The organism is Dyadobacter luticola (assembly GCF_005860805.1).
Classification (GTDB): Bacteria; Bacteroidota; Bacteroidia; order Cytophagales; family Spirosomataceae; genus Dyadobacter; species Dyadobacter luticola.
Map to the genome: position 1 here is coordinate 988555 of NZ_VCEJ01000005.1, position 13695 is coordinate 1002249.

The window sequence follows — 13695 nt, forward strand, 5'->3', positions numbered from 1 at the left end:
TTAAAAAACTGTCGAAATATATAAAAGACCCCGGAGGGACTTTCTATTTCTTTTTCTGGATCAAAAACTTACCCACCACCTCGCCATCGTCGCGGATCATTTTAAGATCTAGCTGCTTGCGGGTTGCGTGCAGCTTGGTCAATGTGCGCTTTCCTTCCAGCGGCCCGCCGCCGATCACGATCGGGTAGTTATGGTCGGCATCCGGCTCGTGGGTCATGTAGCGATGGGTGTGACCGGAAATTTGCAAGTCGATTTTCGCCTTGTTTAAAATCGGTCCAAAAACTTTGCGGCAATGTAATGTTCCATGCCAATCGCCTGAATGATAAGGTGAAATGTGGATGATCACGATCCGGAAATCCGCATTCTTGAACTCCGGTGTTTCCACTTCCTTCGCCAGCCATTTCGCCTGCTTTTCCCGGTATTGGTCAAATGCAATCAGCCCGCCGTAATCCACTGCCTCGTCGGCTTTATCTTCACCCGAATCCAAAACCACAAATCGCACCGGACCTCTTGTGAAGGCATAGTAAAATTTGTCATCCGGATAAGCATAGTACGAAGGAATATGGCGGGAAAAGCTGCCACGGCATTCATGGTTTCCCTGGGTCAGAATAAAGGGTAGTTCCGTCGCGAAAATGTCAATGCAGGGCTTGATCAAATGGTCAATCATCTGCGATTCTTCCGTCACCCAGTCGAAACAATCACCATTGAAAATCACGAAATCGTAATCGCGGACATTGCCGGTGTAGCCGTGGCGGTACAGCAGTTGCGGAATGATCTGCGGGCGGTCGTGAATGTCGTTGAAAATGACAGTTTTAAATTCATCTTCATTTTGAGCAGGTGTTTTGAAACCTAACAATGCACTGGAAATCGTCTCGCCAAATTCCACTTTCGAACCTTTATAACCCGTGATTTCCGTCGACACGATCTTATACTTATGCTCCGTACCCGGTTTCAGGTTCGTCAATGTGATCTTGTTGATCCGGTTATTGGCTTCGATCAGACCATTGACATAGCCAACCGCACGCTCGCTGGTGTAAGTGCCCGGACCATATTCGACCCAGCTGAAACAATTTTTACTCGTGATCCACATAATCGTCACCTCATCGGGCTGCATGTTTTGCAGATACGGCCCGACCACGAAATGATTGGCTTCTTCCGCCCTGGGAGCCACATTCTCAGCGGCTTGCGCGGCAGTAGCGGGCATCAAACTCAGCGCCCCGATCCGGGACATTTTCTCCAAAAAAGACCTCCTGTCAGAAAGCATAAGAAAAAATTAAGGGTTTAGGTTTGCGCTGGATTATTCCCAGTTTGGATTTTGAGTCAGGTTGGTATTGAGTAGTCGTTCTTGTTTTGGGATTGGATAAAGATAATCCTTGTTTTCGTCGAACTTCTTGGTAATGTGTCCGTTAACAACAATGTTGCCGCCTTTACTGCCGTTTTCGAGCAGGATTTCGCTGCCGAGTTTCAGAAGCTGCGCGCCGGTCACGGTAGGTTTGGTGCCTTCATAAATCACGAGATCCACCTTGCCGTTTTTGTCCAGATCATATTCGCCCGGGCCAGGAAAATACATGCCTTTAAACGTCTTGGTCAAAAGCTGGCCCTCTTTCCAGCGGATGATGTCATCCCAGCGAAGGAAATTTTCCATCACCAGTTCCACGCGCCGCTCGCGACGGATTTCAAGGATTACACCCACATTTTTACCCGAAATATGCGTGTACTGCGCCGCCTGGTAGGGATCCGGTTTTGCATTTGCGTCGGCCATATTAATGTTCGGCATGCCTACACGATCACGGGTCAGTTTTGTCGAAATGTCCAGATCGGCTTGCGTCAATGTGCCTTTTTCCGCTTTTGCTTCGGCATAGTTGACCAGCACTTCACCTAACCGGAAGATCGGCATATCCGTAATGTCCTTGCTGAATGTATCCCATTTTGGAGCAGACACAAATTTGATCAGCTGGTAACCCGTCACCGTCGCGCCAAATTCCGGAACCAGCGGCGCGTTTTCGCCAATTCTGGTATAGCCTGGGGTGCGGATCGTCTGCGAAAGACGCGGGTCACGGTTCTGAACTTCGTCGTAAAACTGCAATGTTTCGTAACCCTTTTTGTCGGTGAAACGGGTCCCATCGGCCATTAAGTAGCTGTTTACCAGTTTCTTTTCCAAACCCGGTTTCCCGTAAGAAGCCGTCATCGTGTAATAATTCAGGTTATGATAAACCTGCAATTCATCGCTGAAATCACGCGCCAGGATCACTTCGTCGGGGATTGCATTGTCCGCCGAAAACAGTTTCATGTAGGCCGTCGCCGGTGTGGCTTTGTAAATGGTGTAGCCGCTGTTTTTCATCAGATCTTCCGAAGCGGAGATACACGCATCCAAAAATTTGTCCGATTCGGGCAGATTGAATTCCGTATGATATTTCCTGAATGTGCCTTCATACAACCCAATGCGGGATTTTAAAGCCAGCGCAGTCCATTTTGTAACGGTAGTAACCTGGCGGCTCGCATCCAGGTTGGCGATCGCGTAATCAATGTCGGCCATCACGGAATCCATCACCAGAGTGCGTGGATCGCGGGCTTTGGTCAGCAATTCCTGGTCTTCCAGCTCGATCGTCGTCGAGTACCAGGGCACGTCGCCGAACCTTTTGACCATACCAAAATAAAAGTAGGCGCGGAAGAAGCGGGCCAGACCATTGTACTTCGCAACTGCCTTTTTATCAGGACATTTATCTGAATTTGCCAAAAAATAATTAATGTTCCGCAAGTTACCCCAGCTCCATCCGCCGCCGCTCGTCGGTACCACGCGGGTGCCCTGCAACTCGTCGCGCAAGCTGTTTTTTACTACATTATCCACGTCTTCATTATACACATCTTCCGCCGAGGGTAGTGCATTGTAAAATGAATTGGTATACAACAAAAGGTCATTTTCGGAATTGAAAAACGTCTCCGGCGAAATCGCGTCCGTCGGGAGCTGGTCCAGGTCGCAGGCTACCAGCCCAAGCGACAAGGCAATGATACTCAGTAATTTCTTCATGGGATGAATGCTTTATATCGCTTTTAGAAAGTGATGTTAAGTCCTGCTGAAATGGTTTTAGACAAAGGATAAGTCCGTCCGTTGGTGGCGTCGCCGTCGAATTGCTCGGGGTCGATGTATTTGGAGCGCAAAGGCGTGTAGGTGAGCAAGTTCTCGCCGCTGACATAAATTCTTGCCCGGGGAATGCGTACCAGCTTGCTGATTTTTTCAGGAACCGTATACCCGATCACGACATTTTTCAGACGCAGGTAACCCACATTCTGAATGTACCGGTCATTCGGCGAGTTCAGGTCCCCGCCGCCATTTAATGCCGTATAACCTCTCAGCACCGGGAAGTAAGCATTCTGATTTTCAGGCGTCCAGATATCGTCGCCGAATTTTTCAGGAATAAAAGAATAATACGGCCGCGAGTACGGCCCCCAGAATTTGTCGGCATTATTGCCCGGATACCAGTTCCTGCGGAGGATTCCCTGCGCCAGCGCCGAGAAATCGAAACCATTCCACGAAGCGCCCAGATTAATTCCATAGCGGTATCTCGCGCGGTTGTTACCAATGATTTTCATATCGCCATGATCCGCCACCGTGTTGGCGCCCTGGTCGATCTTGCCATCATTATTGGTATCGATGAATTTCAGATCACCCGCCTGCAATTTACTCCAATCGCCCGGCGCGCTCAGGCGCTGCTTGTTCACGATCGTCTGGTCCACTTTGTAAGCCTGCGCTTCCTCGTTGGTTTTAAACATTCCCTCAATCGAGTAACCCCACATTTCCCCGATCGTCTGGCCTACGTATGGCGCGGACAAAACCTTGTTCGGGTTATCGTATTTCGTGATTTTGGATTTGGAATCGGAAACAATGAAGGACACATTGTAATTGAAAGGCTTGTCGGCTACCTTGAAGTTATCCGCCCAGCCGATCGACAGCTCAAAACCTTTGGTCTGCAAATCACCTGCGTTCTGCGTCGGAACAGTCGCGCCGTAAACCGAGGGCAAAACCTGGCCCGGGATCAACATATCCGTAGTATTCCGGATGTATCCGTCAAATGAGATGTTCAAACGATTTTTCAGCAAAGTCGCGTCCAGACCAATGTTAGAAGTCGTCGCCGATTCCCAGGTTAGACCCGCCGATATCGGGTTAGGGCTGCTTACATATTGCAACTTCTGTCCATTCGTAATCCAGCTCGACTGCGCCGTCGGCATCATCGGAATGTACGGGTAGAAGCTCGCCGAGCTTGGGTTATTGTTAAAATTCGGCGGTAGCTGGTTACCCAATGTTCCGTAAGACGCACGGATTTTCAGGTTATTAAATGAATTACGGATCGGTTCAAAAAATGCCTCTTCGCTAATCCGCCAACCCGCCGAAACTGAGGGGAAGAAACCGTAACGTTTGCTTTCACCAAAGCGGGAAGTACCGTCGTAGCGACCATTTACTTCCAGCAGGTACTTGCCCATATAGTCATAATTCGCGCGGAAAAATGCGCCGAAAAGCTCGTATTGATAAGATCCGCCGCCGGAAAGCTGCTCACCGGTGCCCAGGTTCAAGTCGTTAATGCTCTCCGAAAGCAGGTTTTTACGCGAGCCGGCCAACACCTGGTGTTTCCTGGTTTCGTAGTTGATACCGGCGGTCGCACTGAAATAATGTTTGCCGAATGTGTGATTAAATGACGAGAACACATTCACAACATTCTGAGGATCAAACCAGAAAGTCTTTTTCAGCTGGTCGGTATTGTAGTTCGGTACGGTCGTCAGGATACCCGGCTGTACTGAATAAGTCGCCACGGCCGAGCGGTACCAGTCGTCGGTAATGTAGAAAGAGTAGGAGTGGTTGGCGGTCAGGTTCCAGTTTTTGGTAAAATCCATCGTCACCGTGTTGATCGTCGTCAGCTCGTGCACTTTTTGCTCGCCACCCGCGACGCCTTTTAATAAATTGGCAAACAAACCGTCACCGATTGAGTAGTTGTTTTTCAATGTATTATAAGTCGGCGTGCCGTCGGGATTGCGCGGAGCGTAGATCGGTAAAGCGTGCACCGTGATCGCAACAAAGTTGGCATTCGCGCCACCTTCCAGACCCGGATATTTGTATTTCGAATCGAAATACTGGGTATTGTTGCTCACTTTCAGCCAGGGCGTCAGCTGTGCGTTGATCTTGCTGCGCAATGTGTAGGACGTGAACTTATCGGTATTGAGCTTCATGATCCCGTCTTTTTCGAAGACAGAGCCGGAAAGAAAATAGTTAACCTTATCGGTACCACCCGAAAGGCTCACATTATGTTGCTTCGACGGCTGGCTCATGTTGAAAACCGTATTCCACCAGTCGTAATTTCCGTAGTAATTGTAAATGTCTTTGCCATTTACATTTTTAACAACCGTCCATGGACGTGCTGGATTTTCCGTTTTATCATATCTCCGCGCCTCTATTTCCTTGTAATCTTCCTCCGAGTAGCGGGTATAGCTGTTTCCGGTCGCGCGGGTAAATGCCTCGTCGTTGATCTTGACATACTCATAACCATTGGTCATGAAATCGGTGCTCACCGTCGGTTTTCCCCAGCCGAAATTGTTGCTGTAAGAAACCGTCGTCTTGCCATTCTTCGCGGTTTTGGTAGTCACCAAAATCACCCCGAATGCGCCACGCGCACCATATATCGCCGAAGCTGCCGCATCTTTCAAAACCGAAACCGACTCCACGTCATTCGGGTTGATCCGGTTAATGTCGCCGGGGATACCGTCGATCAGCACCAGCGGGCCGCCGCCATTTACGGAAGTTTCCCCACGGACATTGAGGTTACCGCCTTTTCCGGGCTGGCCGGTGCTGAATGTAATGTTCAGGTTGGGGATCATGCCTTGCAAGATCTGCGACATGTTGTTCAAAGGCCTGTTTTCCAGATCTTTGGCCTGCACCTGGCTTACCGCGCCGGTCAGGTTTACCCTTTTTTGAGTACCATAACCCACCACAACTACTTCCGATAATGCCTTGTTGTCGGCCGCTAAGGTCAGGTCAATGTTGGTACGGCTGCCTACGATCACTTCCTGCGAGGTATAACCCACAAAACTGAAAACCAGCACCGCTTCCCCGTTGGGCACCACCAGTGAATATTTACCGTTGGCATCGGTGGTGGTACCCTGCGATGTTCCTTTCAAAACCACGCTGACACCCGGTAGCGTGCCCTGGCCGTCGGATGAAGTAACCGTGCCTTTTACATTGATATCCACCGGAAAAAGGTAATTCTGCAACTTTTCTTCCAGCTCGGGAATGATCGTTTCTTCCTTGGCGACCTTGCTTTTTGCGAGCACGATCTGGTTGTTGATCACCCGGTATTTGATCCCCCGCGGCGCCAGGAGCTGATCCAGCACCTGCGATAATTTTTGATTTTTAACTTCAATGCTCACATTCTCCCGCACCGACACGCGGCTGCTGTACACGAAACGGGTATTCACCTTCGCCTGAATTTCATTCAGCGCTTCTTTAAGCGTCACATTCCGCAGGTTGAGCGACATGTCTTTGCTCAAAACAGATTGGGCAGAAGTTTCCTTCGCATAGCTGGCGCCCGCAAGTGCGGCGGCGATAATCCATTGAAGCAGTCCAATGCGCATAATCTTCTGCCAGTTTACCGGCTTGTTACGTACTGATTTTTGCATAATTTTGATTGTCTGATGGTTAGGCACTGTTGGATAAAACATCCTTTTTGGTCGGTGGTACGACGTTCTTAGGATGGCATTCTGAACCGGGGGTGGTGGTACACTCCCGGTTTTTTCATGGGGGCATAGACGGGTTAATCATTTGTTTTTAGTGGTTTATTCGCATGGTAGTCCGTTTACGGTGATGGTATTATCATTCAAAATGTAGCTGGCGTCCAGGGTGGTACAAAGCATTTCAAGGATGCTGGCTAAAGGTTGGGATTCGAAGTTGGCGGTGACCGAACAGGTGGACATGCGCGGCTCCGAGAGATTGATTTTTACATTGAATTTCTTTTCAAGCTGCTTCGTCACCTGGTCGAGCGGGGTTTCTTCAAACACGATCGTGACCGGTTCATAAATCGCTTTCCGCATCTGCGGCGCATTTGTTTTCGAGATCAGTTTCCGCGAATCCAGCTCAAAAAGTGCCTGTTCCTGCGGTTTTAGTACCACCTGCTGCGACTTGCGCTCTTTGTTAGGCGCTGTCACCTGCACTCTGCCGGTCACCACATCCACCTGAAAAAGTTTCTCGGCAACCGGCGCTTTTACATTGAAGCTCGTACCCAAAACCCGGATCACCATTTCACCGCTCTGGATAAAAAAGGGCCGCGTTTTATCTTTTTTAACATTGAAAAAACCTTCACCCGAAAAAGTCACCAGCCGCTGATCCGCCTCAAATGCTTTCGGATAAGTAATCACCGCGCCCGGACGCAGGGCCACCGAACTGCTATCCGGAAGCTGGAATATGATGATCCTGGATTCTTTATTTTCAAAGCTGGCGAGGCTCGATTCGTCCATCGCTTTCAGCTTTTCCGCTATTGTCGGTGGGGTAGAATTGTTGGAATAACTGAAATAGATACCGACAATCAGCAACAAGGAGGCAGCAATCCCGACAAGCATCCGCCAAGGAATAGTCCGGCCTGTTTTTTCCGGTTCAAAATTTAATGCGCCCCGGATCTGCCCGAATGTTTCATTTTGGATAGAAGTCTGCTCGTCTTCCGGCAATGTGTCCAGATAGTCAGTCTCACCCTCGATCGACGCATACCAGTTTTCAACCAGCTCTTTTTCCTGGTCGGTGCATTGACCTGACAAATATTTTTCTAAAAGAACCGGCGATATGGGTTTAGGCTTCATGGATCTGTGGGGGATGACAAATCAGAAGTCGCGCGCCGGAAGGGTAACCCTTAGCCCGAAAGAAAATTTTTATAAAAATGGAAAAAGAAGGACTGCGGAGATCAAATGTTCCTTCAAATGCGCGCGGAGAATGCGCAGCGCCTTGGTAATGTGCTGCTCGACGGTTTTTTCGGAAATAGCAAGTTCCACGCCGATTTGCTTATTGGAAAAACCCTGGCGGCTCATCACAAAAACTTCCTGGCATTTCGGGGACAGCAGGTCGAGTCCCTGCTCGTAGCGGCTTTGCAGATCGGCAGTCAATGTTACCTGGTCGGCCGGGTCGGAAACAACATGCTGTTCGGTTCCCCACTGGTCGTAATGATGCTGGCGGGTGTATTCTTTGCGGTAAAAGGAAATGATCTTTCTTTTGATAATGGTGAAAAGGAAAGACCTGCAACATTCGATCTGCTGGCCGTCACGCTGCTGCCAGAGACTTACAAACACCTCCTGAACAATTTCCTGGGCCGGAAAACGGTCATTGACTTTGCTGTAAGCGAAATTGAAAAGTACCTTGAAGTAGCGGTTGTAAAGCGCCTCAAAAGCCTGCTCGTCCTGTTGCCCGCCGATCAGTGCCAGGAGATTTTCATCGGAACATTCAGTATATATGTAGTTCATAATGAAGTTGGCCAGTAAAAAACTGATTTGCCTGCATTGAGAAGGCTCCCAAAATTCGCAATTAAATTAATCGCCCGGTATTTGACCAGATTAAGTAATCTCTTTCTTTTTTTTACTTTCTTAATAAAAAATTAACATATGCCGGGAACGTAACCGGCGTGTACCTCCATAACTTGACCTGAATGACGAATTATCCCCAGGCCACGCGAATTCTCGTGGCGATAGACTGCATTATCTTCGGATTTGACGGGAAGGATATCAAGCTGCTGCTGGTTAAAAGAAACTTCGAACCCGAAAAAGGGAAATGGTCCCTGATGGGTGGCTTCGTGAATAAAGACGAAGATCTTTCCGACGGCGCCGCCCGCATCTTGTATAATCTGACCGGCCTGAAAAACATCTATGTTGAGCAGCTGGAAACTTTCGGGAAGGCCAGCCGCGACCCGGCAGAGCGGACGGTATCGGTGGTATTTTTTGCTTTGATCAAAATTGATGACCACGATTCGGAGGCGGTGCGGAGCCATAATGCTTCCTGGATCACACTCGAAGCCAGGCCGCAGCTGATTTTTGACCACGAACAAATGGTCGTCCGCGCCTGTGAACATTTAAGGTATAAAGCCGCTCTGCACCCGATCGGCTTCGAGTTATTACCCGAGCGTTTCACGATCCCGCAGTTGCAAAAACTCTACGAAGCCATTTACAGCATCCCAATCGACCGCCGGAATTTCAGCCGGAAACTGCTTTCCACCGGGCTGCTCATCGACACCGGCCACAAAAATACCAACAGCGCCACCAAGAAAGCCACCCTATACCGCCTCGACGAAGACAAATACAAAGCCAAATTCCACTCGTTTTGGAATTTCATGCCGGACTCGATGAGGAGTAATGAGTGAATGAGTGAGTTTCGAATGAGTGAATGATTGAATGACTGAGTATCCTATTTTTCTATTCACTCATTCACTCATTCAATCATTCAACATTAATTAAAGATTGTGTCAATCCTACACTAGAAGCAAATTTATTTATATTTGTTAATTGATAAATGAAATAAAAGCCGCGGGCTTTATCCTGGACCTTCACATGACAGAGAATTACGTAATTGGAATTGATTTTGGGACTGATTCTGTGCGGGCACTGGTGGTCAATGCGCAGACGGGCGAGCAGGTAGGTACTGCTGTACAAGAATATCCGCGATGGAAGCAAGGTAAGTATTGCAATGCAGCGGTTTCGATGTTTCGTCAGCATCCGCTGGACTATCTGGAAAGTCTGGAAGCTGCGGTGACAAGCGCATTAGACCAGGCGCCAGCAGAAGTTCGCCAGCATGTTCGCGGGATTTCAGTAGATACCACGGGTTCCACACCGGTAGCGGTGGATAAAAATGGCACGCCGCTGGCGCTGCAGGAAGAATTTGCCGAGAATCCGAATGGAATGTTCATTCTTTGGAAGGACCATACCGCAAACGCCGAAGCCGAGGAAATCAACCAGTTGGCACATAGCTGGTCTATCGATTACACCAAATATGTGGGTGGTATCTATTCCTCCGAATGGTTTTGGGCTAAAATCCTTCACACGCTCCGCACAGACGCGCAAATCCGTGAAAAAGCGTTTTCCTGGGTGGAACATTGCGACTGGATTTCTGCGGAGCTGACCGGAAATACCGATCCTCTGACATTAAAACGATCCCGCTGTGCGGCGGGCCACAAAGCATTGTGGCACCAGGATTTCGACGGCCTGCCTGCCAATGATTTTTTCAATGCCCTCGATCCGCTGTTGAATGGTCTGCGCGACCAGCTTTTCAGCAAAACCGAAACTTCCGAAAAACCGATGGGTATCATTTCGGCAAAATGGGCCGAGAAACTGGGGATACCAGCCGATGTCGTAATAGGCGTGGGTGCATTTGACGCGCACATGGGTGCCGTGGGTGCGTTGATCGAACCATATTCGCTTTGTAAAGTAATCGGTACCTCGACTTGCGATATGCTCGTCGCGCCGAATGATGAAGTCGGCCATTTATTAATTAAAGGAATTTGCGGACAAGTCGACGGTTCGATCATTCCTGGCATGCTGGGGATGGAAGCCGGGCAATCTGCATTTGGCGATATTTATGCCTGGTTCGCAAAACTGATCATCGCGCCTGTGAGTGCATTGCTGGGCAAGGAAGCTGCGGACGAAATGTCGCGCAAACTGATTCCATATCTCGCAGAAGAAGCAGCCAAATTGCCTGTTACAGAAAAAGATATTATTGCGATAGACTGGCTGAATGGTCGCCGGACACCAGACGCGAAACATACCTTAAAAGGTGCCTTACTGGGACTGAACCTCGCAAGCGATAATGCACGGATTTTCAAGGCGCTGGTCGAAGCGACTTCATTTGGCTCGAAGAGTATTGTAGAAAGGTTCAGGAGCGAAGGCGTGCCGATCAACCAGGTGATTGCGATCGGCGGCGTGGCTAAAAAGTCTTCGTTTGTGATGCAAACCCTGGCTGATGTCCTCAATATGCCGATTAAAGTTGCCTCCTCAGAACAAGCTTGCGCGCTGGGTGCGGGTATGTTTGCGGCGGTTGCGTCGGGTATCCATGAAACGTTGCAGGACGCGCAGGAGGCCATGAGTTCCGGGTTTGACACTACGTATTATCCCCGTGAAGAGCAGGCTGCCATTTACCAGACACTTTATCAGAAATACCTGCAAGCCGGTACGTTTATCGAAAACCGGTTTTTACAAAATCCCGATCTGGTATTTGCCGATCCGGTTTAATCACATTTACCACCACAATAGCATCTCCGCAGCTAATGTTAGATTTAAAACAGTTTGAAATTTGGTTTGTCACAGGCAGTCAGCATTTATACGGGGAGGAAACCCTCCGGCAAGTTGATGAACATTCCGAAATCATCGCACGGCACCTGAACCACGCACCGAAAATCCCCGTCAGAGTGATTTTCAAGCCGGTGGTAAAAACGCCCGACGAGATTTACCACATTATCCAGGAAGCCAACAGTACCCAAAATTGCATCGGTATCATAGCCTGGATGCATACTTTTTCGCCTGCCAAAATGTGGATCAGGGGCTTGCAGATTTTGCAAAAACCACTGCTGCATTTACATACCCAATACAATCGCGATATTCCCTGGGCCGACATTGACATGGATTTCATGAACCTGAACCAGTCCGCGCACGGCGACCGGGAGTTTGGGTTTATGATGACGCGGATGCGGTTGAACCGAAAGGTGATTGTAGGTCACTGGCAGCAGGACGAAATTTTGGAAGATATCGGACAGTGGGCAAGAGTAGCCGCCGCGCGGCACGACATGCAGGGCGCGAAATTCGTGCGTTTTGGTGATAATATGCGGCAAGTGGCTGTGACAGACGGGGACAAGGTTTCCGCTGAAATGACATTTGGTTTTTCTGTAAATACCCACGCAGTCGGTGATCTGGTAGAGGTGATCAATGAAGTTTTGGATGAAGATGTGGACAAGCTGGTCGAGGAATATGATTCGGTTTATACACTCGCTGATGCACTCAGAAAAGGAGCGGAGCGGCATCAGTCGCTTAGAGACGCGGCGCGTATTGAGTTGGGTATGAAGTACTTTTTGGAAGCAGGCAATTTTAAAGGATATACCAATACATTCGAAGACTTGTACGGCATGAAGCAACTGCCCGGCATCGGCTCCCAGCGGATGATGGCGGCGGGTTACGGCTATGCCGGCGAGGGCGACTGGAAAACTTCGGCGATCGTCCGTGCATTGAAAGTGATGGCGTTGGGGCTGGAAGGCGGAAATTCCTTTATGGAAGACTATACCTACCATTTCGATCCTTTCAATAAATTGGTGCTTGGCTCGCACATGCTGGAAATCTGCCCGAGCATTGCCAAAAACAAGCCTTCCTGTGAAATTCACCCGCTGGGCATCGGCGGCAAAGAGGATCCGGTACGTCTGGTTTTTGACGCGCCCGCAGGTCCGGCCATTAATGTTTCTTTGATTGATCTGGGAAACCGTTTCAGGATCCTGGTCAATGAAGTAGAGGCGGTGGAAGTGACGGAACAGTTACCTAAGTTACCGGTAGCCAGAGCATTATGGAAACCGGCTCCGGATATGCAAACCGGCTGCGCGGCCTGGATCTATGCCGGAGGCGCGCACCATACCGCTTACAGCCAGAATTTGAAAACCCATCATATTGAAAGTTTTGCGGAAATGGCGGGCGTCGAGCTGGTGGTGATTGATAAAAACACAACATTGCGTCAACTGAAAAACGAACTGCGGTGGAGTGAAGCCGCCTACAAGTAGACTATGTCGAAATACCAATATCTGAAAGAACAGGTCTACGAGGCCAATATGGAGATCCCGAAAGAAGAGCTGGCGATTGTCACATTCGGGAATGTCAGCGGCGTTGACCGGGCCGAGGGTGTGATCGCCATCAAGCCCAGCGGCGTACCGTATCACCGGCTGAAAATCGAGGACATTGTAATTGTGGATCTGGATAATGTGCTGGTAGAAGGCAATATGCGACCGTCTTCAGATACCAAAACGCATACCTTACTTTACCGGAATTTTCCATCGGTAGGAGGGGTTTGCCACACGCATTCCACCTACGCGGTGGCCTGGGCGCAGGCAATCAAGCCGATCCCGAACCTGGGTACTACCCACGCCGATCATTTGATACCTTCAATTCCGGTGACCGAAGTGATGAGCGACGAAATGATCCAGCGCGACTACGAGCACGAAACCGGTAATCAGATACTGGACCTCTTTTCAAAGCAGGGACTGAGTTATGAGGAAATTGAAATGGTGCTGGTGGCCTGCCACGGGCCTTTTACCTGGGGAGTAGATCCGGCGAAGGCAGTTTATAATTCAATTGTATTGGAGGAAATCGCGAAAATGGCTTTCCTGACATTGCAGATCAATCCGAACGCTACCGCCATCAAGCAGTCTCTTTGTGACAAACATTATTACCGCAAACACGGTAAGGATGCCTATTACGGGCAGGGCTGCTGATCAGCTTTTCTTGTCAACTCTTTTGCTGGCAATGTTGCGCATTTGCTGCAGTGCTTCCTGGCGGGACATCTTTTTTTCGTTGGACTTGGCCTCGTTGATGGATTCTTTCGAGAACCGGCCTTTCAAAAGATTAAAAAGGGTGAAGATCATAACAAATTGGAAATGGCGCGGATAACTTCCGCTGCGATACCCAAACTTAACAAAGAACGAGCTATAAAAAAAC

The 13695-nt window shown here is 49.2% G+C and carries 10 protein-coding genes; 4 read left to right on the forward strand and 6 right to left on the reverse strand.

Features of this window, described 5'->3' with window-relative positions; genetic code table 11:
- Positions 1 to 43 precede the first annotated feature (43 nt).
- The 5 genes from FEN17_RS23290 to FEN17_RS23310 all read right to left on the reverse strand — a co-directional run bounded on the left by FEN17_RS23290 (position 44) and on the right by FEN17_RS23310 (position 8487).
- On the reverse strand, positions 44 to 1264 hold the full coding sequence (locus FEN17_RS23290) for a purple acid phosphatase family protein (protein ID WP_138367773.1): 1221 nt from the start codon (positions 1262 to 1264) through the stop codon (positions 44 to 46).
- 33 nt (positions 1265 to 1297) lie between these two features.
- Entirely contained in the window at positions 1298 to 3028 is a 1731-nt protein-coding gene (locus FEN17_RS23295; protein ID WP_138367774.1) for a RagB/SusD family nutrient uptake outer membrane protein, read from the reverse strand.
- A 23-nt stretch (positions 3029 to 3051) separates the two neighbouring features.
- Positions 3052 to 6663 (reverse strand): TonB-dependent receptor, encoded by a 3612-nt coding sequence (locus FEN17_RS23300; protein ID WP_138367775.1) that lies wholly within the window; start codon positions 6661 to 6663, stop codon positions 3052 to 3054.
- Positions 6664 to 6819: 156 nt separating this feature from the next.
- Positions 6820 to 7833, reverse strand: coding sequence for a FecR family protein (locus FEN17_RS23305; protein WP_138367776.1), 1014 nt, complete (start codon positions 7831 to 7833; stop codon positions 6820 to 6822).
- A gap of 69 nt (positions 7834 to 7902) precedes the next feature.
- Positions 7903 to 8487 (reverse strand): RNA polymerase sigma factor, encoded by a 585-nt coding sequence (locus FEN17_RS23310; protein WP_229208961.1) that lies wholly within the window; start codon positions 8485 to 8487, stop codon positions 7903 to 7905.
- Positions 8488 to 8669: 182 nt separating this feature from the next.
- Between FEN17_RS23310 and FEN17_RS23315 the strand changes: the two genes are divergently transcribed.
- The 4 genes from FEN17_RS23315 (at position 8670) to FEN17_RS23330 (ending at position 13472) form a co-directional block, all read left to right on the forward strand.
- Positions 8670 to 9377, forward strand: coding sequence for an NUDIX hydrolase (locus tag FEN17_RS23315; RefSeq protein ID WP_138367778.1), 708 nt, complete (start codon positions 8670 to 8672; stop codon positions 9375 to 9377).
- 187 nt (positions 9378 to 9564) lie between these two features.
- On the forward strand, positions 9565 to 11238 hold the full coding sequence (locus FEN17_RS23320) for a ribulokinase (protein ID WP_138367779.1): 1674 nt from the start codon (positions 9565 to 9567) through the stop codon (positions 11236 to 11238).
- Between the two features lie 35 nt (positions 11239 to 11273).
- The gene (gene araA / locus FEN17_RS23325; protein ID WP_138367780.1) at positions 11274 to 12764 is read left to right on the forward strand and encodes an L-arabinose isomerase; all 1491 of its coding nucleotides are present in this window, start codon (positions 11274 to 11276) and stop codon (positions 12762 to 12764) included.
- A 3-nt stretch (positions 12765 to 12767) separates the two neighbouring features.
- Positions 12768 to 13472, forward strand: a complete 705-nt coding sequence (locus tag FEN17_RS23330; RefSeq protein ID WP_138367781.1) for an L-ribulose-5-phosphate 4-epimerase — start codon at positions 12768 to 12770, stop codon at positions 13470 to 13472.
- On the opposite strand, the gene FEN17_RS27340 is transcribed toward FEN17_RS23330, so the two are convergent.
- The gene (locus tag FEN17_RS27340) at positions 13473 to 13622 is read right to left on the reverse strand and encodes a hypothetical protein (RefSeq protein ID WP_171037981.1); all 150 of its coding nucleotides are present in this window, start codon (positions 13620 to 13622) and stop codon (positions 13473 to 13475) included. It abuts the gene before it with no gap.
- Between the last annotated feature and the right edge of the window lie 73 nt (positions 13623 to 13695).